Here is a 22061-nt window from a genome sequence, read left to right on the forward strand (position 1 = left end):
CTCAGGCGCCGTCCTCGCCGAGCACGCCGGCGACACCGCGGGCCACACAGGCGATGCGGTCGGCGGGCAGCCCTGCGATGTTGATGCGGCCGGCCGTGGTGCCGTAGACCGCGTACCGGCTGCGCAGCCGCAGCATCTGCGGCGCGGTGAGCGGCAGCATCGAGAACATGCCCTTCTGCCGCGCGAGCACCGCCGCCTCGGCCGGCCGGCCGAGGCCCGCCAGCTGCTCGGCCAGACCGGTCCGGTTGGCCTCGATGCGGGCCCGCATGCCGTCGAGCTCGGCCCGCCACAGGGCCCGCAGGCCGTCATCCTCCAGGACCGCCGCGACCACCGCCGCGCCGTGCTCCGGCGGCATCGAGTACAGGGTCCGGGCAGCGTTCTGCAGGGCCGTCTCCACGTGCCGCAGGGACGCGCGGGAGGCGCCGAGCACGATCGCGCAACCGGTGCGGTCGCTGTAGAGCCCGAAGTTCTTGGAGCAGCTCACCGCGACGAGCATCTCCGGCACCCGGTCCGCGAGCAGCCGGGTGGCCGCCAGGTCGGTCTCCAGGCCGTCGCCGAGACCGTGGTAGGCGAGGTCGACGAACGGGACCCAGCCGTTCCGGGCCGCCAGCCCGGCCAGCTCCTCCCACGCCCGCGCGGAGGGGTCCACGCCGGTCGGGTTGTGGCAGCAGCCCTGGAGCAGCACCACGTCGTCCCGCTGCGCCTGCGCCAGGTCCTGCAGCAGCCCCGCCGTGTCGGAGCGGCCCTCCGCGTCGACCCAGCGGTAGGTGCGGACCGCCAGGCCGGCGGCCTCCAGTATCGGGCGGTGGTTGACGTACGCGGGGTCGCTGATCCACACGGTCGCGCCCGGACGGGTCCGGCACACGAGGTCGGCCAGCAGCCGCAGCGCGCCGCTTCCGGCGACGGTCTGCACGGCGACCGCCCGGTCGGCCGCCCCGCCGCCCTCGCCCAGGACCATCGCCAGCATGGCCCGGTTGAACGCCGTGTTCCCCGACAGGCCGCGGTACTCCTTGGACGCGGAGCGCTCCGCCAGGCGCAGCTCCGCCTCGCGCACGGCGGCCATGACCGGCGTCGTGCCCGTGTCGTCCCGGTAGACGCCGAGGACCAGGTTGAGGCGTTCGGGCCGGGCGTCGGCGCCGTATGCCTCGGTCAGGTCCCACAGCGGGTCGACGGGCGGGGGGAGGAGGAGCTCAAGCATCTGCGGGAAACCTCGGACTGGGCTGGACGGGAGCGGGAGAACGGGAGCGGGAGGGGCGGGGCGGCCCGTCAGGGCCGGGAGGGCGGCGCCGCCGGCGCGGGGGCGGCCCGGCCGGCGGTGCGGTTGGCGAGGGAGACGCCCGCCGCGATCAGGGGCACGCCGACCAGCACCGCCGCCGTCGGCGACTCGCCCAGCAGCGGCACGGCGAGCAGGACCACCAGGACCGGGCTCAGGCTGCCGACGGCCGAGCTGCGCTCGGCGCCCAGCCGGCGGATCGCGAAGGCGTACAGCAGCCCGGCGCACAGCCCGACCCCGAGCCCCTGCACGACGGTGAACACGGCGATGTCGGACGCGGTCGCCGAGGCGAGGCCGCTCGGCAGCGCCCCCGTCAGGACGAGGGCGGCCAGCACGGCGAACGACGGCAGGCACAGCAGGCCGATCGAGCCGACCGGGTCGAGCCCGACCTCCTTCAGCCCGACGGTGTACAGCGCCCACAGGCCGCTGGCGGCGAGCAGAATCCCCGACCCTGCGAGGACCGACGCGTTCAGGGGGAAGACGTGGCGCCACACCAGCGCGACCACGCCGGCCGCGATCAGCAGGAGGCCGGCCGCCTGGGTGCCGCGCGGGAGGCCCCGCCCGGAGGCGGCCACGAGGGCCGCGACGAACAGCGGCACCATGCCGGGCACGATGGAGCCGACGAACGCGGCCGACGTGAGGGAGCCCCCGTACATCGCCGCGAGGAAGAACGGCACCCCGGCCCCGCAGGCGACCTTGAGTGCGACGGCGGGCCGGACGGCGGCCAGGGCGCGGCGGCGCCGCCACAGCGCGGGCGCCAGGACGGCGAGCGGGATGCCGAAGCGCAGCAGGCCGGCGTCCGCGGGCAGCAGGGTGGAGGAGCCCAGCGCGCGGGCGCTCAGCGCGAACGCCGCCCAGATGAGGACGGTCAGCGCCAGCGCCGCCATGCCCTGCGCCTGCGGGCTGAGCCCGCGCAGCCCCGCCGTACGGGCCTGCGGGGGCGCCGCGGCAGGTGCGGTGTTCACGGCGACCACAGTCGTTCCTCCAGCCTGAAGAGGGCCGTATCCGGCCACGGGGCAACGCTAGACCTTTCGCCAGGGCAGCCGATTGCCACTTCTGCCCTCCAGGCGTACGTTGAGGGCAGAATCTGCCAAGGAGGGGCCGTGGATGCCGTGGATCTGCAAATCATCAGGGAGTTGCAGGCCGACGGCCGGCTCTCGAACCAGGAGCTCGCCGACCGGGTCCGGCTCTCGCCCTCGCCCTGCCTGCGCCGGGTCCGGCGGCTGGAGGAGGCCGGACTGATCAGGGGCTACACGGCGATGGTCGACCAGGTGGCATTCGGGCTGCCGATCACCGTGTTCGTCCGGATACGGCTGGAGCGCCACACCGGCGAGGCGGTGCGGATCTTCGAGGAGCACGTCGCCGTCATCGAGCACATCCAGGACTGCTACCTGATGGCCGGAAGCAGCGACTACCTCCTGCGCGTCGTCATCGAGAGCCTGGAGGCGTACGAGGCGCTGGTGCGCCACCGCATCCACGCGATCCCCGGCATCGCCTCCATCGAGTCGAGCTTCGCCTTCGGCAGTGTGAAGCAGTCGAGGGTCTACCCGGCCCCGAAGTGACTCCGCCCCCGCGGCGGTCGGACGCAAGGGCCGGGCCGCCCGTGCGGCGGCAGCTCCGCCCGGCCCGGCGCGCCCCCGGCAGCCGCTTCGGGCACAGGGCATCAGAAGCCGCATCCCGCAGGCTTGCCGGCCCCGGCGGCGAATCCGACACGGGTGCCCCTTGAAGGATCAAAGTACGAGGGGGTTAGCATATGAGCGCCGCCTAGCTCGAAAGATAAACCTGTGACTGTCAACGAGGACTCGTTCACCAACTGGAAGAACCGCGAGGAGATCGCGGAGTCGATGATCCCGATCATCGGGAAGCTGCAGCGCGAGCGGGACGTCACCGTCCTGCTGCACAGCCGCTCCCTGGTGAACAAGTCGGTGGTCAGCATTCTCAAGACCCACCGGTTCGCCCGGCAGATCGACGGCGAGGAGCTGTCGGTCACCGAGACGATGCCGTTCCTCCAGGCCCTCTCCGCGCTCGATCTCGGCCCGTCCCAGATCGACATCGGCATGCTGGCCGCGACGTACAAGACCGACGACCGCGGCCTGTCCGTGGCCGACTTCACCGCCGAGGCCGTCGCCGGCGCCACCGGTGCGAACAAGATCGAGCGCTCCACCGGCCGGGACGTCGTCCTCTACGGCTTCGGCCGCATCGGCCGCCTCGTCGCCCGCCTCCTCATCGAGAAGGCCGGTTCGGGCAACGGCCTGCGCCTGCGCGCCATCGTCGTGCGCGGCGGAGGCGAGCGCGCTGCCGAGGACATGGTGAAGCGTGCCTCGCTGCTGCGCCGTGACTCCATCCACGGCCAGTTCCAGGGCACCATCACCGTGGACGAGGCGAACAGCACGATCATCGCCAACGGCAACGCGATCCGGGTGATCTACGCCAACGACCCCTCCGAGGTCGACTACACGGCGTACGGCATCAAGGACGCCATCCTCATCGACAACACCGGCAAGTGGCGCGACCGCGAGGGCCTCTCCAAGCACCTGCGCCCCGGCATCGACAAGGTCGTCCTGACGGCGCCGGGCAAGGGCGACGTCCCGAACATCGTCCACGGCGTCAACCAGGACATGATCAAGCCGGACGAGCGCATCCTCTCCTGCGCCTCCTGCACCACGAACGCGATCGTCCCGCCGCTGAAGGCCATGGACGACGAGTACGGTGTGCTGCGCGGCCACGTGGAGACCGTCCACTCGTTCACCAACGACCAGAACCTGCTGGACAACTACCACAAGGCCGACCGCCGCGGCCGCTCCGCGCCGCTCAACATGGTCATCACCGAGACCGGCGCCGCCTCGGCCGTCGCGAAGGCGCTGCCCGACCTCAAGGCCCCGATCACCGGCAGCTCGATCCGCGTCCCCGTCCCGGACGTCTCGATCGCCATCCTCAGCCTGCGCCTGGGCCGCGAGACCACCCGCGAGGAGGTCCTGGACTACCTGCGCAACGTCTCGCTGCACTCGCCGCTGAAGCGCCAGATCGACTTCACGACCGCGCCCGACGCCGTCTCGATGGACTTCGTCGGCTCGCGCCACGCGTCGATCATCGACGCCGGCGCCACCAAGGTCGACGGCGACAACGCGATCCTGTACCTCTGGTACGACAACGAGTTCGGCTACTCGTGCCAGGTCATCCGCGTCGTGCAGCACGTCTCCGGGGTCGAGTACCCGACCTTCCCGGCGCCGCAGGCCTGACGCCGGCGCTGCCTCCTGCAGGACGGGCGCCCGCCCCGGGAACGACTCCCGGGGCGGGCGCCCGTTTCGTCACCGCGCCCGGCCGCGGGGCGGTCCTCAGCCGAGGGCGACGTCCTCGCCGCGGGCGTGCGCGGTGACGCCGTCCGGGCCGACCGACACCTCGGAGGCGTGCAGGCCCCACGGCAGGGCGGGCAGCTTCCACTGCTTCTCCGCGAGTGCCTGCCTGACCATCGGCATCGCCGGGTCGACGGACGTTCCGGCCAGTGTCGCCGAGGTGGCGTGGAGGGTCACCGTGTCGCCCTGAAGTCGGAGTTCGGCGGTGACCGCGACCGGGACGCCGAGCACGCGGCGCTCGATCCTGAGCCGGCCGCTGCCGGCGTCGGACAGGGTGGCCTTCCCTCCCGCCTCGCCGGCCAGCGCCTCGAAGGGGACGGTGAAGCGGGCGTCGACCGCCGACGCCGTGTAGCCGTCCTCGTTCCGGGAGACGTCCTCCAGTTCGACGTCGGCGTTCACCGGCCGGCCGTCCGGCGCGTGTCCGCCGGCCCTGACCCGGACCTCCGGGTGGGCGCCGCGGGCCGCTCCGAGCAGGAACGGGTAGCCGCCTATCTCCACCTGCGGCTTCGACCGCAGGTCGGGGTGGCGTGCGGCGATGCGGTCGGCGAGCCTTCCCTCGCCGCGGTGGCGGGCGAAGGCGTCGGCCGCGGGCAGGGCGAGCAGGACCGCCAGGGCGGCGGCTCCGGCGATCACCGCCCGCCGGCGCCGGCCGGGGCGCGGGTGGTCGGGGGCGGTGGCCGCGGTGGCGGGGGCGGTGGCGGGGGCGGTCGGCGCGTCGGCGGGCATGGGCTCCGGGTTCCTCACGGTGCGGGGGTCGGCTCGGTGGCGGCGGGTCCGGGCGCGGCCGGGTGTGGGCGCGTCGTGCCGCGGCCCGTGCCCTCGCCCTCGATGTCCAAGCGGGGCAGCAGGCGGTCCAGCGGTCCGGGCAGCCACCAGTTGCGTGTGCCCAGCAGCACCATCCCGGTCGGGACCAGCAGCCCGCGGACGACCGTGGCGTCGAGGGCGACGGCCGTGGCCAGGCCGACGCCGAACATCTTCACCACGGGATCCGCGGACAGCAGGTAGCTCAGGAACACGCACACCATGATCGCTGCTGCCGAGGTGATCACGCGCCCGGTCCCCGCGAGGCCCTCGATGACAGCGCGCCGGTTGTCCCCATGCCGCAGGTACGCCTCGCGGACAGAGGTGAGCAGGAACACCTCGTAGTCCATGGAGAGCCCGAACAGGACGGCGAACATCAGCAGGGGAACGTACCCGGGGATCGGCACCGGCCCCTCCAGGCCGAGCAGCGGGGCGCCCATGCCCCACTGGAACACGGCGGTGAGCACACCGTACGCGGCGGCCACCGACAGCAGGGCCACCACGGCGGCCTTGACCGCGACGACGGGCGAGCGGAACGCGAGCAGGAGCAGCAGCGCGGCCACGGCGACGACGGCCCCGATGACCGCGGGCAGCCGCTGCGCCAGGCGGTCGTTCAGATCGGCCTGGGCGGCGGCGGATCCGCCCACGTGGGCGGCCGTGCCGCTGCCCGCCGTGGCCGCGGGCAGGGCGGACTCCCGCAGCCGGTCGACGAGCGCGGCGGTCCGCGGATCGCCGGGGCCGGTGTCGGGGACGACCTGCCAGCGGGCGGTACGGGCGTCCGCGGCGAGCTGCGGGCCGCCGGCGGAGGCCACCCCCGGGGTGGCCTCCAGCGCGGAGGTGACCGCCGTGAGGCGGCCGTCACCGGGGCCGGAGGCGGCGGTGGGCAGGGACGCCGTCACCTGGAGGGGCCCGTTCACGCCGGGGCCGAAGGCGGCCGCCAGCCGGTCGTGGGCGGTGCGGCTGTCCGTTCCCGCGGCCTTGTCGCCCGCGTCGAGAGCGCCGAACGCCAAACCGGCCGCGGGGACGGCCAGTACGGCGAGCAGGGCCAGGCCGGCGAGGAGGTGGCGCCACGGCCGGTCGGCGACGTACACGGCGATCCGGTGCAGGCGGGCGCCGTGCTCCGGGCCGGCCCCCTCGGCGGCGGCAGCCGGCCCCGCCGCGGCCGGGGCGAGCCGCCGCCCGAGCAGCGCCAGCAGCGCCGGCAGCAGGGTGAGCCCGGCCGCCACGGCGACCAGTACGGCGATCCCGGGCGCCAGCGCCAGCGCGTACAGCAGGGGCAGCCCGCCGAGCGCCAGCCCGGCCAGGGCGGCGACCACCGCGCAGCCCGCGAAGGCGGCGGCCTTGCCGGCCGTGGCGGTCGTGCGCGCGGCCGCGTCCACGGCCCCGGCGCCCCCGGCGAGGAGGGAGCGGAAGCGCATCAGGCAGAACAGGGTGTAGTCGATGCCCACCCCGAGCCCGATCATGGCGGCGATCGTGGCGCCGGAAGCGGGCATGTCCACGAGGTGTCCGAGGAGGCCGACGGCCGCCAGCGAGACACCCAGGCCCACCACCCCGACCGCGATCGGCAGTCCGGCGGCCGGGGCCGAGCGCAGTCCGAGGAAGAGGACGGCGGCGGCCGCGGCGAGGCCGATCAGCTCGCTGTGCCCGGTGGACCCCTTGTCGGCGGCTGCGGCGAGCTCGCCGCCCGGGGTGACCTCGATGCCCGCCTGCCGGGCCGGTTCGGCGGCCGCCTCCACGGCCCCGGTGGTCTCCGGTGTGATGTCGCGGGCGGCGACGTCCAGGCCGAGCGTCAGGTAGGCGGTGCGGCCGTCCGTGCTCATCGCCGCCCTGCCGGCGGGGGCGTAGGGGGTGGTGACGGCCGTGACGTGCTCGACGCGGGCGATCCGCGCGGCCGCCGCCTCGACGGCGGACCTCATGGCGTCCGAGGTCAGCGGGGCACTGCCCGCCGGCGCGTGCAGCACCACGGGCTGGTTGCCCGACGGCGGCCCGGGGAAGGCGGCCGCCGCGTCCCGGGCCGCCTGGCTGTCGCTGCCCGGGATGGACACGGCCTCGCTGGTGGCCCGGCCGAACACCAGGACCGCGGAGGCCAGCGCGAGCAGCACCGCCAGCCAGGCGGCGAGAACCCGGCCGGGTCTGCGGGCGCAGCTGCGCCCCAGGGCGTGGAACATCGTCGCCTCTCACCTCTCGTCCGCAACAACTTGCACTGCGAGTGCACATTTACGCTTGCACTTCGAGTGCAACAATGTCAATGCGAGGAGATCGGGAGGGCGAGTGGAGAAACGACCGGAGTCGGCGGCCGACGGGCGGACCGAACGCGGCCGGCAGACGCGCGAGCGCATCGCCGACGCGCTGCTCGCCCTGCTCGACGAGGGGAGCACCGAGTTCCCGGCGGACAAGGTGGCGGCCCGCGCCGGGGTCTCGCGGCGCTCGGTGTTCCACCACTTCGCCGACATGTCCCAGCTGGTCGACACCGCCATCACCCGGCGGCTGGAGCAGCTCGCCGAGCAGATCAGGCCGCTGCCGACCGCCGGCCCGCGCGCCGAGCGGGTCGCCGCGCTCGCCGAGCAGCGCGCCCGGATCCTGGAGTGGATCACCCCGGCCCGGCTGGCGGTGATGCGGATGGACCACCCCTCGCCGCGCATCCGGCAGGTGATCGACGAGGCGTTCGCCGACGGCCGCCGCCGTATGGAGGCCGTCCTGGCGGCGGAGCTCGCACCGCTCCCGGAGGACCGCCGCCGCGACCTCGCCGACGGGCTTGACGCCGTCACCACCTGGGGCGCCTGGCACCACTGGCGTTCCACGGGCCTGAGCGCCGAGCAGGCCCGGCACGCCATGGAGGCCACCGTGCTGAACCTGCTCGCCTCCGCCGACCCCCGGCCGGCAGGCGGCTGAGCGGAGCCGGCGCGGTCCTTCAGGCCGCCGCCGGCTCAGCCGGGGCGCCCCGCCCGGGCGGCGCGAGGCGCCCGGTGCGGTCCATGGCCAGCAGCGCGCCCGCGCACAGCACGCCGAGGGCGAGGAGCGCGAGCCAGGGCAGCGACGGCACGCCGGCGTCCCGGGCCGCGTCGAGCGCCGCCCCGGTGAGCAGGTTCCCCACCGTGATGCCGATTCCGCAGACGGTGTTGTACAGCCCGTAGTGCGTGGCCACGAGCCGGTCCCCGGACAGCCCGACGAGGGTGTCCATCTCGAACGGGTACGCCACCATCGTCCCCACCGCGAGCAGCAGGGCGGCCAGTACGGGCACGCCCGCCGCATGCAGCCACCGCCACGCGCCCCCGTCCGGCAGCGGCAGCGCGGACGCCAGCAGCAGCGGGGCGAAGGCCCCGGCCATGGCCAGCAGCCCCCAGACGAGGGCCCGCCCGGACGTCGTGCGGGCCCGGCACCAGGCGGTGACGCGGGTCTGCAGCAAGATCGTCAGCAGCCCCGGAGCCGCGAACAGCGCAGCCGTCGCCGCCGTGCCGAACGGCCCCGGGCCGGCCAGCCGCCGCACCTCCAGCGGCAGCGCCAGGTACACCTGGTAGGAGAGGACGTACGAGCCGGCCATGGCCGTCGAGAACAGCACGAACGGCCGGTTCGCGAGGATGCCCCGCCACTGGGCGAGGACCGACGGGCGCGGCGCGTCCCCGCGGCCGGCCGGGCCGTCGGCCCGCCGGGGCGGCAGGCGGCGGATCTGCACGGCGCCGAGCACGGCGAAGATCCCGGCCGCGGTGAGGCAGGTGAGGCGGAAGCCGGCGCCCGTGAGCAGCATGCCGACCGGCGGGCCGAGCAGGATGCCGGCCTGGTAGAAGACGTTGAACAGGGCGAACGCCTCCACCCGCCGCTCTCCCGCCTCGACGGCGAGGTAGGCGCGCGACGCCGGGTTGAACAGGGCGCCCGCGAGGCCGACGGCGGCCGACGCCGCGAGCAGCGCCGGCAGCGAGCCGACCAGGCCGAGTGCCGCGAACCCGGCGGTCCGCAGCAGCAGCCCGGCCACGATCAGCGGCTTGTAGCCCAGCCGGTCGGCGAGGGTCCCGCCGACCAGGAACATGCCCTGCTGGCTGAAGTTCCGCACGCCGAGGACGAGGCCGACCGTCCAGGCTGCCAGGCCGAGCGTCCCGGACAGGTGGACCGCCAGGTACGGCATCAGCATGTAGAAGCCGAGGTTGATGGCGAACTGGTTCACCATCAGCAGCCTGACGCCCGCCCCGTACGAGCGGAGCGGCGCGAGGGGCCCCCTCACCGGGACGCCTCCCGCACCCCGTCCGCGCGCCCGGCCAGGGGGTCGACGACGGAGGCGCAGCGGGTCCAGCGGACGACCTCCTTCTCGTCGGCCCGGCCGACGACCTCCGGCTCGGCGGCCGGGGGCGCGTCGAGGAGCCCGCGGGCGGCGCACCAGTCGTCGTCGTACACGCTCCCCAGGTAGCGCTGCGGTCCGTCGGGGAAGACCGCCGCGACGCGGGTGCCCTCCGGGCGGGTGCGGGCCAGCCAGCCGGCGACCAGCGCCACGGCGCCGACGCTCCAGCCGCCCGTCGCGTAGTGCGAGGACGCCAGCCGCCGGCAGGCCCACACGGCCTCGGCCGGCGCCACCCAGTGCACCTCGGCGAAGCTGCCGTAGGCGACGTTGCGGGGGTGGATGCTCGATCCGAGGCCGCGCATCAGGCGGGGCCGGGCCGGCTGCCCGAAGATCGTGGAGCCGACGGTGTCGACGCCGACCAGCTCCAGCCGCGGGTAGAGCTGCCTCAGGACCCGCGAGAGGCCCGCGGAGTGCCCGCCGGTGCCGACGCTGCACACCAGGACGTCGATGTGGCCGAGCCCGGCGGCGAGTTCGAGGGCGAGGGGGGTGTAGGCGGTGGTGTTGTCGGGGTTGTTGTACTGGTCGGGGCACCAGGCGCCCGGGTTCCCGTCCAGCAGCCGCCGCACCCGTGCGCGGCGGGCCTCCTGCCACCCGCCGGCCGGGTGCGGCTCGGAGACGACCTCGACCCGGGCCCCGTACGCGGTCAGCAGCCGCTTCATGGAGGGCTCCAGGCCGGGGTCCGTCACGAGGGTGACCGGGTGCCCGTACACCATCCCGGCCAGGGCGAGGCCCAGGCCGAGGGTGCCGCTGGTGGATTCGATGACGCGGGCGCCGGGCCGCAGCTCTCCGCGGGCGCGGGCCCGTTCGACCATGTGCAGGCCGGGGCGGTCCTTGATGCCGCCGGGGTTGAACCCCTCCAGCTTGGCCCAGAAGCCGCGGCCGCGGGGCGCGAACGGCTCGGACACGCGCAGCAGGGGGGTGTTGCCGACGAGCCCGGACAGGGCGGCGCCGGGGGAGGACGGCGCGGCGGCCGGGGGGCGGGGGGCGGTGGAGGACATGCGGGGGCTCCGTTCGGGTTCGGTAGGTCCTGGCGGCGGGGGGTGAACGGGCATGCCGAATACCGGCCTCGCCGCCGGCATTTCCCGGCGGAGTTCGGCAGCGGCAGGCCGCGGCGTCGCCGGGGCGGGGAATTCGCGGCGTAAACGGCCAGGGAATCACCGGGGGAAAGGGCGGGTAATTCGCTGCCGCGGGCAGGTCGGCGATACGCGGGCGGACGGGACCGCACATGCGGGGTGCGGATACCCCTGTCCCGGCGCCGGGCAATTCCGGCGGGCCGGCCACAGCACTAGATGCGCAGCACTCCGGGGGTCAGGGGAGGTGCGGCGCCATGCGTCTGCGGCTGTCCCGGGGCGGCGGGGGCGGCGGAGGAGCCCGCGCGGGCGGCCGGCCGGCCGGCGGGTGCGTCCGGGCAGCCCGCGAGCACTGCGCCGCCGTCCGTCCGGCCGGGTGCGCAGTGCTCGCCCTGGTGTCCGGCGCCGCCTCCGCCGTGTACGCGGTCCTGGTGCGCGGCGCGGGCCACGGGCCCTGCCGCGGAATCCGGCGCGGATACCGAGGCCGTTGCGGCGGCGGGCCGGAAGTGGTGTGCGGTACTCGCGGTTTCCCCGCCGTGCGCGCAGAGGAATCCGACCAGCAGCAGGACCAGCCACAGCGGCGCCGCCGCAATCCGGCGGACCCGGATCCACGGCGCGCAGAAGGCGGTTTCCGCTGCTGTCACGCCGTCATCGTAGCCACGTCTTCCGTGCTTTCGGCAGATGCGCCCCGCACGATGGCCCGAACCTTTCCCCGAAAAGAGGCGCGGTCCGGATACCGGTGAATACGCGGCCCCGGTCCGTTCCTGCGGTTGTCGTGGCGTTCCGCCGCGCACGCAGGGCCGGCATGCGACGGTGGAACCGGCCGGACCCGCCGGCCCCGGCCCGAGGAGGCACCCTGCCGTGAACTGGACCCTGGAAGTCGTCCCCGTCCCCGTCACCGACATCGACCGCGCGAAGGAGTTCTACGCGGAGAAGGCCGGCTTCAAGGTCGACGTCGACAGCGAGGTCGCCCCCGGCACGCGCATCGTCCAGCTGACACCGCCCGGATCCCGCTGCTCGATCGCCATGATCCAGGGCATGCCCGCGATGCCCGGCACGAAGGAGACGGCCCCGGGCGCCCTGCACGGCCTCCAGCTGTGCGTCACGGACATCGAGGCGGCCCGGGCCGAGCTGGTCGCCCGCGGCGTCGACGTCTCGCCGGTGCGCCACCTCGGCGAGTCCGGCTGGGAGGACGGCAGGGGCGGCACCTGGAACTCGTTCATGACCTTCCGCGACCCCGACGGCAACGGCTGGCTCGTCCAGGAGGCCCCCTCGGAACTCTCGGAGCGCTGACCGCGCTCCGCCGCGTGGCGATCAGCGGCAGACCGGCGTTCCATTGGAGTGGGGGAGCGCGCCCGGACGGTGCGCGGCCCGGACTGGCGGAAAGCGTTCGCGGTGCATCGTCGTGGGCCCTCCACACGCATCCACCACCCACGCCTTTCACGCAGCCCCGGGAGTCGCCATGACGAACGGTCCGCACACCGCTGTCTCGAACCAGCCCGTGGAACTCACCGCGCCCGCCGCCGAGCAGGCCTTCTTCGAAGGCCCGTCGGAGGGTGCGCAGGGCGGCAGCCCCGCCGCGTTCACCTCCGACGGGCTGGAGCAGGTCGCCGGCCGCACCCGCGCCCTGTCCGAATCCGTGCCCGCCGAGGCGTGGACGGCGCCGTCCGCGCCGCTGCCGGACATCGGCGAGGCCTCCTTCGGCCCGCCGGACCTGCTGGAGACGGTCCACGGCCCGGACGACCGGGTCCAGATCACCGACACCGCGGCCTACCCCTGGCGGGTCAACGCCTCGCTGCTGGTCACCGCGGCCGACAACTCGCAGTGGATCGGAACCGGCTGGTTCATCGGCCCGCACACCCTGGTGACCGCGGGCCACGTCGTGCACATCAAGCACAGCGGCGTGCCGGGCCGCGACGGGTGGGTGAAGTCCATCCAGGTCATGCCCGGCCGGAACGGCACCTTCCTGCCGTTCGGCGCCGTCACCAGCACCAACTTCCGTTCCGTCACCGGCTGGACGGCCGACGGCGACGAGAACTTCGACTACGGGGCCCTCATCATCCCCACCGAACTCGGGGCGACCACCGGCTGGTTCGGCTTCGGCTCCTGGCCCGACGCGGACCTGCTGAAGACGAGCGTCAACATCTCCGGCTACCCCGGGGACCAGCCCCCGGGAACCCAGTGGTACGACGGCCGCGGCGTCAGCTCCGTGAACCCGCTGAAGGTCTTCTACGACATCGACACCGCCGGCGGGCAGAGCGGCAGCGCGGTCTACCGCATCCACAACGGCGGCCGGTACGGCATCGCGGTCCACGCGTACGGCGGGCTGACCACCAACTCCGGCACCCGCATCACGAAGGCGGTCTTCGACAACCTGGTCCTGTGGAAGGCGTGATCTGCGCCCCGCGCGGCCTGCCGGCCGGGCCTGCAGGCGGGGGGCGGCGATGACCGCGCCCGGCGGCCCGGCCGTCCGCCTCGTCACCGGAACCGTCGTCGGCGCCGACGGATCGCCGGTGGCGGGCGCCGCCGTCCACCTGGCCGACGGCCCCGGACCCGTCCCGGACATCGCCGCGCTCACCGGCCCCGACGGACGGTTCTCGTTCCCGGTCGGCGCCGACGGCGTCTACACCGTCGCCTGCCGGACCGCGGACGGGCGCACCGCCCGGGCGGCCGTCGCCGTCGGCCCCGCCGGGGCCCCGCCTGCCGAGCTGCGCCCGGGGTGAGGCCGCTACCAGCCGAAGCGGCGGTCGACCACCGCGGCGAACTCCTCGAAGGTGAGGACGCGGTCGCCGTTCTGGTCCGCGGCGTCGAAGAGGGCCGAGGAGTCGTCCGCGCCGCCCACGCCCCAGACGGGGATGACGCCCTGCGCGGCGAGCGTGGGGCCCTTCGCCCGCAGGGCGGCGATGACCTCGGTCCGCGTCAGCGTGCCGTCGCGGTCGAGGTCCAGTGCGTCGAAGAGGGTGCGGGCCTTGTCGCTCATCACGTCGTCCTGCTTCCTGGTGCTGCCGCCCGTCCGCGCCGGACGGGCCGGTGCGTCTTCCTGCCGGGAGGGACGCGGTGCGGCGCCGCGGGGTTGCCCGTACGGGGCCCCGTGTTCGGCCGGAGCAGGAAAAGGGCGTACCGGCCGCTGCCGGCCGGTACGCCCCTCGGGGACGCCAGGTGCATCGACCGGGCCGGTCAGGACCGGCCCGCGCGCTCCAGGCCCTTCCCGCCCGCCGCGGCGCGCTGGGCCGCCTGCGGGTTCCGGGACTTCAGGACCGCCCAGCCGACCGCCAGGCAGACCGCCCAGCCGGCGCCCACGTAGAGGGAGATGCGGCTGTCCGGGTCGATGGCGATCATGCAGGTGACCAGCAGGAGGAAGGCGACGGCGATCCAGCTGCACACCGTTCCGCCGGGCGCCGGGAAGGACGAGGCGGGCAGGCGGCCGGCGACGACCTCGCGGCGGTAGCGGATGTGGCTGATGAGGATCATCATCCAGGTCCAGATGCCGGCCGCGGTCGCGACCGAGGTCACGTAGCCGAAGGCCTTCTCCGGGACGACGTAGTTCAGGACCACGCCGATGCCCATCAGGGCGACGGAGAGGGTGATGCCGAGCGCCGGGGTCTTGGTGGAGCTCAGCTTGCCGAGGACCTTCGGCGCCTCGGAGTTGGAGGCCAGGTCGCGCAGCATGCGGCCGGTGGAGTACATGCCGGAGTTGCAGGACGACAGGGCTGCGGTCAGCACCACGAAGTTGACGATGGCCGCGCCGGCCGGGATGCCGATCTTGGCGAACGCCGCCACGAACGGGCTGACGCCGGGCTGGAACTCGGTCCACTTGACGACCATCAGGATCACGCTGAGGGCACCGACGTAGAAGACGATGATGCGCCACGGCAGGGTGTTGATGGCCTTGGGGAGGGTCTTCTCCGGGTTCTCGGACTCGCCCGCGGTGACGCCGACGAGCTCGACCGCCAGGTAGGCGAACATGACGCCCTGGAGGGTCATGAGGCTGGAGCCGACGCCCTTCGGGAAGATGCCGTCGAAGGCCCACAGGTTCGAGACGGCGGCGGTGTCGCCGGCCGCGCTGAACCCGAACGTGATCACGCCGATGCCGATCACGATCATGCCGAGGAGCGCGGTGACCTTGACCATCGAGAACCAGAACTCGATCTCGCCGAAGATCTTCACGGAGATCAGGTTGGCGAGGTAAAGGACCACCAGGAAGACGAGGGCGGTCACCCACTGGGGCACCTGCGGGAACCAGTAGTGCACGTAGATCGCCGCGGCGGTCAGCTCGGCCATGCCGGTGACCACCCACATGAGCCAGTACGTCCAGCCCGTCGCGAACCCGAAGAACGGGCCGAGGAACTCGCGGGCGTACTCCGCGAAGGAACCGGACACGGGCCGGTAGAGGAGCAGCTCGCCGAGCGCCCGCATGATGAAGAAGACGATGACGCCGGCGAGGGCGTACATCAGGATGAGGCTGGGCCCGGCCTTCGCGATGTTCGCGCCCGCGCCGAGGAAGAGGCCGACGCCGATGGCGCCGCCGATGGCGATCATCTGGACCTGGCGGCTGCCGAGTCCCCGCTCGTAGCCCTCCTCGGGCGTGTCGCCCTGGGTCGAGCCGTCGCCGTGGTGCTTGTCGACCTGCGTCGAGGTCATGCTGTGGTGCGCCTTTCCGCTCCATGCCGATCCGCGCCGCGCTCGGCCGCAGACCGGGTTCCGATCCCCCGGATGCTGATGGAGTTGCATGCCGGCGATCGGCCGGCTCCAGCGCCCCTGCTCGGACGTGGGTGGTGTCCGGCAGGCGGTCGTGAAGATGTACCACGGAGATCGGCGCGCCATCGGGGCGAGCATCACGGGCATTTCGGTCATTCACCTGTAACCGGGTCGAAAGACCCTTGTGTGGTGACATGATCGTTATCGGGATCTGAGCGTCCTCTGAGCGAACACCGCATGACATCGGGGCAGACCGTGCCAGGTTGGACACGCACCATTCCTGTTCGGCTGCACAACGTGACCGGTGGTGGGCTGTGAACGGGGCCCGGAGCGGCGCACTTCGGCTCCCGGGCCCGGTGATTGCGCGATGGCTCCTTCCCCTCCTCCAGGGCCTCAGCGGCCGCCGTGCCGGTCCGGGCCCTGCCGGTCCGGGTCCTGTCCGGAGGTCGCGTCGTCCCTGCGCCTCCGGTCCAGGGCCGTGTCGCCGGAGTCGCGCGGCGTCCCGGCCGGATGCGGCGGGTCCGCGTCCGGCGAGCGGTCGCCGACCTGCTCCTCGCGCCCCTTGCCCGGCGCCTGCTCCTTGTCGCCCATGCCGCCGCCCCGCCTGTCGCCGTTCATCGCCGCACGCTCCTCGCCCCGGCTCCACCCGGCTTGCTCCGGCCCGTGCCGGTCCGGTGGCCACCAGGCGGCTGTCCCCGTACGCGCCCCCCCAAACCGCATCCGGCCGACGTGTGCAGCCCGGACCTGGTCACCGTCGGCCCCGACGGCGACATCGACAAGGCCGTCGACCTGATGCGCTCCCGCGCGCTGCGCCGCCTGCCCGTGACGGAGGGCGGCCGCCCCGTGGGCGTCGTGTCCCTGGGCGACCTGGCCATCGACAGAGACGGCTCCTCCGCCCTGGCGGACATCAGCCAGGCGCCGCCGAACACCTGAGCCGCCGACTCAGGGGAGGAGCTGGCGGACCAGGCTGTCCGCCGCCCACCGCTCCCAGCGGTCCGGCGTCCAGCCGCGCCGTCCGACGAGCAGGCCGTAGGTCTCCGGGCCGAGGACGGCCAGGGCGGCGTCCGCCGCGGAGTCCGCGTCGTGGCCGCCGCGCAGGCCCCCGCCCGCGCCGTCGGCAGCGCGGCCGCCTCCGCCCTGGAAAGCCGTTTCCCCGGCCGCGTCGTCATCGCCGGCCGCGACGCCGCGAAGGCGGCACGGCTGGGCGGCGTCCGCGCCGACGTCGGCGACCCGGCCGGATTCGGGCGCACGCTGGACGGCCTCGGCGACGTGGCCGCTGTCGTGATGTGCGTGGAGCCCCCCGACGGTGCCGCCGCCCGCGCCTGCCTGGAGCGCGGCACCGGCCTCGTCGACGTGGGCGCCACCCGCCGGCTCCTCGACGACGTGGCCGGCCTGCACCCCCTGGCGGCAGCGTCGGGCGCGACGGCCGTGCTCAGCGTCGGCGTGGCCCCCGGACTGACGAACCTGCTCGCCCGGCGCGCGCACGAGGATGTCGGCGGTGCCGAACGCATCGACCTGACGGTCCTGCTGGGCAGCGGCGAACGCCACGGCGCCGACGCCGTCCGCTGGACGGTCGACCACCTCGCCGCACCCCCGGCCGCCGGCCCGCTGCGCACCGCCCTGCCCGGGTTCGGGTCGCGCACCGCGTACGCCTTCCCCTTCTCCGACCAGTACACGCTGCCCCGCACCCTCGGCACGCCCCGCGTGGCCACCCGCCTCTGCCTCGACTCGCGGCCGCTGACCGCCGCCCTGTTCGGGCTGAGGCGGGCCGCCCGCCGGCCCGCAGTGCGCCGCGCACTGAACGCGGCGTTCCGCCGCATCCACCTCGGAGGCGACGGTTTCGCGGTACGGGCCGACGCCCACCGCGGAAGCCGCCACTGCGCGTACGCGCTCACCGGCCGGGCGCAGAGCCGGGTCACGGGCCTGGTCGCCGCCCACGTCACCGCGGAACTCCTCGGCGGGGCCCTGCCGGCCGGCGTGCACCACATCGAGGAGCTGCCCGTGTTCGCCCGCCTCCCCGAGTCCCTCGCCGAGCACGGCGTCACCCTGCACCGGCCGGCGCCCGGCGGCGGCTCCCTCAGGGGGTGAGGAGGGTCTTGACCATGCCGTCCTTCTTCGCCTGGAAGCGGGCGTACGCGTCGGGCCCCTCCTCCAAGGGCAGGACGTGCGTGGCGAAGCCCTCGACGCCCAGCGGGTCGGCGTCGGTGAGCAGCGGCAGGATGTCGTCGGTCCACGCGCGGACGTTGGCCTGTCCCATGCGCAGCTGGATCTGCTTGTCGAACAGGGTGAGCATCGGCATCGGGTCGACCGCGCCCCCGTAGACCCCGGACACCGAGATCGTGCCGCCGCGCCGCACCAGTTCGATGGCGGTGTGCAGGGCTTCCAGCCGGTCGATGCCCGCGTGTTCCAGCAGCGGCCGGGCCAGCGCGTCGGGGAGGACGGCGGTGGCCTTCTGGGCGAGGGCGGCGACGCTGCTGCCGTGGGCCTCCATGCCGACGGCGTCGATGACGGCGTCCGCGCCCCGCCCGTCGGTCAGGTCGCGGACCGCCTCGACGAGGGCGTCTCCCGAGTGCTGCCGCAGGTCCAGGGTGTGGGCGCCGTGCTCGCGGGCCCGCTGCAGGCGCTCGTCGACCAGGTCGATCCCGATGACGAGGCGGGCCCCGCGGTGCCGGGCGATCCGGCAGCACATCTGGCCGATGGGGCCCAGCCCGAGCACCGCGACGGTCCCCGCGTTCGGCACCCCGGCGTACTCCACGGCCTGCCATGCGGTCGGCAGGACGTCGGAGAGGTACACGAACCGCTCGTCCGGCGGCCCGTGCGGGACCTTCACCGGCAGGGTGTCCCCGAACGGCACCCGCAGGTACTCGGCCTGCCCGCCCGGGACCTGCCCGTACAGCTTGGTGTAGCCGAACAGCGCCGCGCCCTTGCCGTACTCGCGGACCTGCGTGGTCTCGCACTGCGACTGGAGGCCCTGGTCGCACATGAAGCAGGCGCCGCAGGAGATGTTGAACGGCACCACCACCCGGTCCCCGCGGCGCAGGGTGCCCACCTCGGGACCGGTCTCCTCGACGACGCCCATCGCCTCGTGGCCGAGGACGTCACCGCGGTCGATGTACGCGCCGAGGACCGCGTACAGGTGCAGGTCGGAGCCGCAGATCCCGGTCGACGTCACCTTGACCACGATGTCGGAGGGGTCCTCGATGCGGGGGTCGGGGACGTCCGCGATCCGGACGTCCTCCCGGCCCTGCCAGGTCAGTGCGCGCATGACGTTCCTCCTCGGGGGCTGGCCCTCAGGCGGCGACCGGCTGCGGCAGCGGGTGCCGCAGCGCGCTGCGCCCGTTCGTCCAGGCGGTCAGGATGTGGTGGGCGAGGCGGTCCTCCAACAGGACCGTCGCGTCGCAGCCGAACGCGATCCGCGGCTCCAGCGCCGGATCGTCCTCCAGGAGCCCGCCGATGACCTCCCGGCGGACGATCTGCTCGTGCACGGCGTCCGCGGTGACGTGCTCGGTGTAGAAGCGGATCGCGGCCGGACCGGCCCCGCAGGCGGCGAGGGCGTCGGCCATGCGGGCGGACCCCGGGGACGACGTGGTCTCCACGCAGGCGAAGTGGCCGACGAGCGCGGCCCGCCAGGCCCGGTGCAGCCCGAACAGGGACATCAGGTTGACGGTGGCCAGCGCGGCGGCGGGAACGGCCGGCAGGTAGCGGTTGTAGCCGGCGTCCAGGCCGAGGTCCTCCATCAGGTCGGCGAACAGCCGGGCGTGGACGGCCTCGGCACGGCCCGCGCCGAACTCGTCGTACTCGATGGCGACGAACGCGGCCTTGGCCCGCCCGGTCAGCCGAGGGATGGCCCAGGCGTGCGGGTCGGCCTCCTTCAGGTGGTACGGGGAGCGGAGGACGGCGTACTCGCGGGCCCGCCACAGCCCGTCTGTCTCCGCGATGCGGCCGCTGACCCCGCCGGCCCGGTCGGAGGGTGTCGTCAGCAGCGGGCCGAACGACTCCTCGACGGTCCGCGGGGACGGCACCGCTTCCCGGAGGGCGGCCAGGAAGCACTGTTCGAGGGCGGCGCGCACGCGCAGCAGCCCCGGATCCCACTCCCTGTCGTCCGACACCCCGTCAAGTCCCCGGTAGTGCAGCTCGTACAGCAGGTACAGGGCGAAGTGGAGGTCGTCGCCCCACGGGTCGACGGCCGGGCCGCCGGCGGCCCGCTCCAGGCCGGGCGGCGCCTCCCGCCCGTGGCGCAGGCAGTCCGCCAGCGCCGCCGACACCTCGCCGCGGGGTTCGGCGTACCAGGCGGCCTCCGCGGGTCCGACGGCGCTCACCGGCGCCGCTCCCGGGGCCGGTGGCTGGTGTCGCACCACGGGAGGGTCCGGCTGCGCCGGCAGGTGCACAGGGCGACCATGAAGCGGTCGCTGCGCCGGATCCCGTCGGGCGTCTCGACCTCGACGGGGCCCTCGACGAGGACCGGCCCGTGCGGGTCGACCAGGACGCGCCGGGGGGTGCGGGGCTCAGGGGCGTTCGGCACGGATCACCACCAGTTTCTCCCTCGTTGCCGTTGCGGGCGCCAGGCCGCGCTCGTGCAGCCACGACCTGCGGGACGACAGGACGGGCCCCCAGGGGACGTCCGCCCGCAGCACGATGCGGGCCGCCAGGCCCTCCGACCGGAGCTTCGCCACGGTGGTGGCCGCCCCGCACAGCGCCGAGTGCACCAGCAGCAGGACGCCGCCGGGCCGCAGCAGCCGAGCGGCCCGCGCGCAGATCCGGTCGACGACCGCGCGGCCGTCGGCGCCGGCGTCCCAGGCCAGCGCCGGGCCGGAGCCGCGGCTGCTGCGCGCGGGCACGTACGGGGGGTTGCTGACGACGAGGTCGAAGCGGCGGCTGGGCGCGCACGTCGCGGCGTCGGCCAGCTCCACGCGAACGGGCAGCCGGGCCCGGTGGGCGTTGAGGCGGGCGGTCCGCACGGCCGGCCACGACACGTCGACGGCGGTGACGGCGGCCCCGCGGGCGGCGGCCAGCAGGGCGAGGACGCCGCTGCCGGTGCCCACTTCGAGGACGCGGCTCCCCGGCGCTATCGGTTCGGCGTCCAGGGCCTGGGCCAGGAGCCGGGTGTCGGCCTGGGGGCGGTAGACCCCGGGCAGCAGGACGAGTGCGGTCATACGCTGCGGCTGCCCGGCGGCCGGACCGGTATGCCCCGCACCGCAGTGCGGTTTCGTCGAGCGGGGCCCTTCCCGGGCTGTCAAGCCCCGAGTTTCCGGAACGTGTCCGGGGCGGGGCGTCTCGGGCCTACTGGTTGTGCGCCCCCACCGGAGCGAGGGAAGCCCCCGAAGGACCGGGACCCTCCCTGATTCCCCGCAAGGGCCGCACCGAGAGAGCACCCATCCCCGGAACACGGCAGGAGAATCCCATGAACCGCACCATGCAGAACGCCACCACCGCCACCGCCACCGGCTCCGTGCGCCCCAGGCGGCGCGGCCTCCGCCTCGCGACGCTGGCCGCCTCGGCCGCGGTCGTCACCGGCGGGGTCCTCCTGCCCGCGGCCACCGCTTCGGCCGCCCCGATGCCCGCCCAGGTGGCGTCCGCGCTCCCGGCCGCCGGAGGCGCCGGAGGTGACGGCGGGGCCGGAGGGTCCGGCCTGGTCGGCGGCGGTGGAGGCGCCGGCGGCGCCGGCGGCGGCAGCGTCACCGGCGTCGGCGGTGCGGGCGGCAGCGGCGGCGACGGCGGCAGCGGCCTCCTCGGCGGCGCCGGCGGCGTCGGCGGTGCGGGCGGCAGCGGCGTCATCGGCGGCAACGGCGGCAAGGGCGGCAACGGCGGCTTCGGTGTCTTCCAGGGCGGCGACGGCGGCAAGGGCGGCTCCGGCGGCTTCGGCATCTTCGGCGGCCTCGGCGGCGCCGGCGGCAAGGGAGGCGGCAGCATCTTCTGACCCACGCCCGAACCGAGCCCGACCCGATCCGCGGGGTGCAGGCCTCCCGGCCTCCACCCCGCCCCACCCCCACCCACCCACCCGTTTCCCCGAGGCGGAGAACCCCATGTCCACCAGCTCCTGGCACCGCCCCCTCATCCTCGCGGCGGCCTCCCTGGCCTTCCTCACCGGCACGGCCTGCTCCGCCCACGCCGCCCCGCCCCCCGCCACACCCGCCACCGCCGGACAGCTCCCCCCGTACTGCGCCGCCGGCGGCGAAGGCGGCAAGGGCGGCGAAGGCGGCAAGGGCGGCGCCCCCGGACAGCCGGGCGAGCCCGGCAAGCCCGGACAGCCCGGCTGCCTCCGCTTCGAAGCCCTCCCCGACAAGCCCGCCGACCAGCTCAACCCCGCCGACAAGGTCCACATCGTCATGGCCCTCCTCGCCGACGGCACCGACACCCGCAAGAAGGACATCGCCCGGCAGTACGACATCCCCGTCCAGCAGCTCGACACCTGGAAGAAGCACTACCTCGAAGGCAACTGGATCGCCCTGATGAACGGCAGCAGCCTCCGCTGCTCCTGAAGGAGCCGCCTCATGCAGGCGCCCCGGCCCCCACCGGCCGGGGCGCCCCCGCGCGCG

Annotated in this window: 24 protein-coding genes; 10 read left to right on the forward strand and 14 right to left on the reverse strand. The window is 74.8% G+C overall.

All coding sequences use genetic code 11. From position 1 onward, the window contains the following. Position 1: 1 nt before the first annotated feature. Together MUK52_RS27025 and MUK52_RS27030 are read right to left on the reverse strand one after the other, a co-directional pair. Positions 2-1198, reverse strand: coding sequence for an amino acid aminotransferase (locus MUK52_RS27025; protein ID WP_114056529.1), 1197 nt, complete (start codon positions 1196-1198; stop codon positions 2-4). A 68-nt stretch (positions 1199-1266) separates the two neighbouring features. Further along, positions 1267-2238 (reverse strand): EamA family transporter, encoded by a 972-nt coding sequence (locus tag MUK52_RS27030; RefSeq protein ID WP_284580828.1) that lies wholly within the window; start codon positions 2236-2238, stop codon positions 1267-1269. Positions 2239-2376: 138 nt separating this feature from the next. On the opposite strand from MUK52_RS27030, the gene MUK52_RS27035 reads away from it, so the two are divergent. Beyond that, entirely contained in the window at positions 2377-2835 is a 459-nt protein-coding gene (locus MUK52_RS27035) for an Lrp/AsnC family transcriptional regulator (protein ID WP_114056528.1), read from the forward strand. A gap of 222 nt (positions 2836-3057) precedes the next feature. Then, on the forward strand, positions 3058-4512 hold the full coding sequence (locus MUK52_RS27040) for a glyceraldehyde-3-phosphate dehydrogenase (RefSeq protein ID WP_114056527.1): 1455 nt from the start codon (positions 3058-3060) through the stop codon (positions 4510-4512). 96 nt (positions 4513-4608) lie between these two features. Here the strand turns inward: MUK52_RS27040 and MUK52_RS27045 are convergent, their stop codons facing one another. Together MUK52_RS27045 and MUK52_RS27050 are read right to left on the reverse strand one after the other, a co-directional pair. Continuing rightward, positions 4609-5352: an LmeA family phospholipid-binding protein gene (locus MUK52_RS27045; protein WP_114056526.1), complete on the reverse strand. Its 744-nt coding sequence runs from the start codon at positions 5350-5352 to the stop codon at positions 4609-4611. Positions 5353-5366: 14 nt separating this feature from the next. After that, positions 5367-7595 (reverse strand): MMPL family transporter, encoded by a 2229-nt coding sequence (locus MUK52_RS27050; RefSeq protein WP_284580834.1) that lies wholly within the window; start codon positions 7593-7595, stop codon positions 5367-5369. 103 nt (positions 7596-7698) lie between these two features. Between MUK52_RS27050 and MUK52_RS27055 the strand changes: the two genes are divergently transcribed. Continuing rightward, a complete protein-coding gene (locus tag MUK52_RS27055) occupies positions 7699-8319 on the forward strand; it encodes a TetR/AcrR family transcriptional regulator (RefSeq protein WP_284580837.1) in 621 nt (206 codons plus the stop codon). Between the two features lie 19 nt (positions 8320-8338). Here the strand turns inward: MUK52_RS27055 and MUK52_RS27060 are convergent, their stop codons facing one another. From MUK52_RS27060 to MUK52_RS27070, 3 genes are all read right to left on the reverse strand, one after another. Further along, positions 8339-9643: an MFS transporter gene (locus tag MUK52_RS27060; RefSeq protein ID WP_428985442.1), complete on the reverse strand. Its 1305-nt coding sequence runs from the start codon at positions 9641-9643 to the stop codon at positions 8339-8341. Then, entirely contained in the window at positions 9640-10755 is a 1116-nt protein-coding gene (locus MUK52_RS27065; RefSeq protein ID WP_284580839.1) for a PLP-dependent cysteine synthase family protein, read from the reverse strand. The genes MUK52_RS27060 and MUK52_RS27065 overlap by 4 nt, the downstream gene beginning before the upstream one ends. 287 nt (positions 10756-11042) lie before the next feature. Continuing rightward, positions 11043-11471 carry a hypothetical protein gene (locus MUK52_RS27070; protein WP_114056522.1) on the reverse strand — a complete coding sequence of 143 codons (429 nt, stop codon included), beginning with the start codon at positions 11469-11471 and terminating at the stop codon, positions 11043-11045. A 217-nt stretch (positions 11472-11688) separates the two neighbouring features. Here MUK52_RS27070 and MUK52_RS27075 point away from each other — a divergent pair, with 217 nt between their 5' ends. The 3 genes from MUK52_RS27075 (at position 11689) to MUK52_RS27085 (ending at position 13550) form a co-directional block, all read left to right on the forward strand. Next, the gene (locus MUK52_RS27075; protein ID WP_284580841.1) at positions 11689-12120 is read left to right on the forward strand and encodes a VOC family protein; all 432 of its coding nucleotides are present in this window, start codon (positions 11689-11691) and stop codon (positions 12118-12120) included. Positions 12121-12289: 169 nt separating this feature from the next. After that, complete coding sequence (locus MUK52_RS27080) at positions 12290-13222, forward strand: trypsin-like serine peptidase (RefSeq protein WP_284580843.1); 933 nt, start codon at positions 12290-12292, stop codon at positions 13220-13222. Between the two features lie 49 nt (positions 13223-13271). Then, on the forward strand, positions 13272-13550 hold the full coding sequence (locus MUK52_RS27085) for a carboxypeptidase-like regulatory domain-containing protein (RefSeq protein WP_284580845.1): 279 nt from the start codon (positions 13272-13274) through the stop codon (positions 13548-13550). A gap of 5 nt (positions 13551-13555) precedes the next feature. On the opposite strand, the gene MUK52_RS27090 is transcribed toward MUK52_RS27085, so the two are convergent. The 3 genes from MUK52_RS27090 to MUK52_RS27100 form a co-directional block, all read right to left on the reverse strand. Next, positions 13556-13807, reverse strand: a complete 252-nt coding sequence (locus tag MUK52_RS27090) for an EF-hand domain-containing protein (RefSeq protein ID WP_114056518.1) — start codon at positions 13805-13807, stop codon at positions 13556-13558. Positions 13808-14004: 197 nt separating this feature from the next. Beyond that, entirely contained in the window at positions 14005-15468 is a 1464-nt protein-coding gene (locus tag MUK52_RS27095; RefSeq protein WP_114056517.1) for an amino acid permease, read from the reverse strand. 450 nt (positions 15469-15918) lie between these two features. Further along, positions 15919-16143, reverse strand: coding sequence for a hypothetical protein (locus MUK52_RS27100; RefSeq protein WP_162793080.1), 225 nt, complete (start codon positions 16141-16143; stop codon positions 15919-15921). Positions 16144-16254: 111 nt separating this feature from the next. Here MUK52_RS27100 and MUK52_RS27105 point away from each other — a divergent pair, with 111 nt between their 5' ends. Further along, on the forward strand, positions 16255-16458 hold the full coding sequence (locus MUK52_RS27105) for a CBS domain-containing protein (RefSeq protein WP_502963601.1): 204 nt from the start codon (positions 16255-16257) through the stop codon (positions 16456-16458). A gap of 150 nt (positions 16459-16608) precedes the next feature. Then, complete coding sequence (locus MUK52_RS27110; protein ID WP_284580849.1) at positions 16609-17613, forward strand: saccharopine dehydrogenase family protein; 1005 nt, start codon at positions 16609-16611, stop codon at positions 17611-17613. Here the strand turns inward: MUK52_RS27110 and MUK52_RS27115 are convergent. Genes MUK52_RS27115 through MUK52_RS27130 form a run of 4 tightly spaced genes read right to left on the reverse strand, consistent with a single transcriptional unit; the run spans position 17603 to position 20678 of the window. Continuing rightward, positions 17603-18790, reverse strand: a complete 1188-nt coding sequence (locus MUK52_RS27115; protein WP_284580851.1) for a zinc-dependent alcohol dehydrogenase — start codon at positions 18788-18790, stop codon at positions 17603-17605. The genes MUK52_RS27110 and MUK52_RS27115 overlap by 11 nt on opposite strands. Positions 18791-18815: 25 nt before the next feature. Next, the gene (locus MUK52_RS27120) at positions 18816-19844 is read right to left on the reverse strand and encodes an iron-containing redox enzyme family protein (protein ID WP_502963602.1); all 1029 of its coding nucleotides are present in this window, start codon (positions 19842-19844) and stop codon (positions 18816-18818) included. Next, positions 19841-20047 carry a CDGSH iron-sulfur domain-containing protein gene (locus tag MUK52_RS27125; protein WP_114056513.1) on the reverse strand — a complete coding sequence of 69 codons (207 nt, stop codon included), beginning with the start codon at positions 20045-20047 and terminating at the stop codon, positions 19841-19843. Before MUK52_RS27125 ends, MUK52_RS27120 begins: the two co-directional genes overlap by 4 nt. Next, positions 20031-20678 (reverse strand): HemK2/MTQ2 family protein methyltransferase, encoded by a 648-nt coding sequence (locus tag MUK52_RS27130; RefSeq protein WP_114056512.1) that lies wholly within the window; start codon positions 20676-20678, stop codon positions 20031-20033. Before MUK52_RS27130 ends, MUK52_RS27125 begins: the two co-directional genes overlap by 17 nt. 248 nt (positions 20679-20926) lie before the next feature. On the opposite strand from MUK52_RS27130, the gene MUK52_RS27135 reads away from it, so the two are divergent. Together MUK52_RS27135 and MUK52_RS27140 are read left to right on the forward strand one after the other, a co-directional pair. Continuing rightward, positions 20927-21442, forward strand: coding sequence for a hypothetical protein (locus MUK52_RS27135; RefSeq protein ID WP_284580856.1), 516 nt, complete (start codon positions 20927-20929; stop codon positions 21440-21442). 106 nt (positions 21443-21548) lie between these two features. Next, positions 21549-22004 carry a helix-turn-helix domain-containing protein gene (locus MUK52_RS27140; RefSeq protein ID WP_284580858.1) on the forward strand — a complete coding sequence of 152 codons (456 nt, stop codon included), beginning with the start codon at positions 21549-21551 and terminating at the stop codon, positions 22002-22004. Positions 22005-22061: the final 57 nt, after the last annotated feature.

This window comes from Streptomyces sp. 2P-4, assembly GCF_030167965.1.
Classification (GTDB): Bacteria; Actinomycetota; Actinomycetes; order Streptomycetales; family Streptomycetaceae; genus Streptomyces; species Streptomyces globosus_A.

Excerpts from the sequence above, each read along its gene's own strand:
- MUK52_RS27025 (WP_114056529.1), bottom strand. The coding sequence starts at position 1,198 with ATGCTTGAGCTCCTCCTCCCCCCGCCCGTCGACCCGCTGTGGGACCTG.
- MUK52_RS27045 (WP_114056526.1), bottom strand. The coding sequence starts at position 5,352 with ATGCCCGCCGACGCGCCGACCGCCCCCGCCACCGCCCCCGCCACCGCG.
- MUK52_RS27050 (WP_284580834.1), bottom strand. The coding sequence starts at position 7,595 with ATGTTCCACGCCCTGGGGCGCAGCTGCGCCCGCAGACCCGGCCGGGTT.
- MUK52_RS27065 (WP_284580839.1), bottom strand. The coding sequence starts at position 10,755 with ATGTCCTCCACCGCCCCCCGCCCCCCGGCCGCCGCGCCGTCCTCCCCC.
- MUK52_RS27080 (WP_284580843.1), top strand. The coding sequence starts at position 12,290 with ATGACGAACGGTCCGCACACCGCTGTCTCGAACCAGCCCGTGGAACTC.
- MUK52_RS27085 (WP_284580845.1), top strand. The coding sequence starts at position 13,272 with ATGACCGCGCCCGGCGGCCCGGCCGTCCGCCTCGTCACCGGAACCGTC.
- MUK52_RS27090 (WP_114056518.1), bottom strand. The coding sequence starts at position 13,807 with ATGAGCGACAAGGCCCGCACCCTCTTCGACGCACTGGACCTCGACCGC.
- MUK52_RS27095 (WP_114056517.1), bottom strand. The coding sequence starts at position 15,468 with ATGACCTCGACGCAGGTCGACAAGCACCACGGCGACGGCTCGACCCAG.
- MUK52_RS27100 (WP_162793080.1), bottom strand. The coding sequence starts at position 16,143 with ATGAACGGCGACAGGCGGGGCGGCGGCATGGGCGACAAGGAGCAGGCG.
- MUK52_RS27115 (WP_284580851.1), bottom strand. The coding sequence starts at position 18,790 with ATGCGCGCACTGACCTGGCAGGGCCGGGAGGACGTCCGGATCGCGGAC.
- MUK52_RS27130 (WP_114056512.1), bottom strand. The coding sequence starts at position 20,678 with ATGACCGCACTCGTCCTGCTGCCCGGGGTCTACCGCCCCCAGGCCGAC.
- MUK52_RS27135 (WP_284580856.1), top strand. The coding sequence starts at position 20,927 with ATGAACCGCACCATGCAGAACGCCACCACCGCCACCGCCACCGGCTCC.
- MUK52_RS27140 (WP_284580858.1), top strand. The coding sequence starts at position 21,549 with ATGTCCACCAGCTCCTGGCACCGCCCCCTCATCCTCGCGGCGGCCTCC.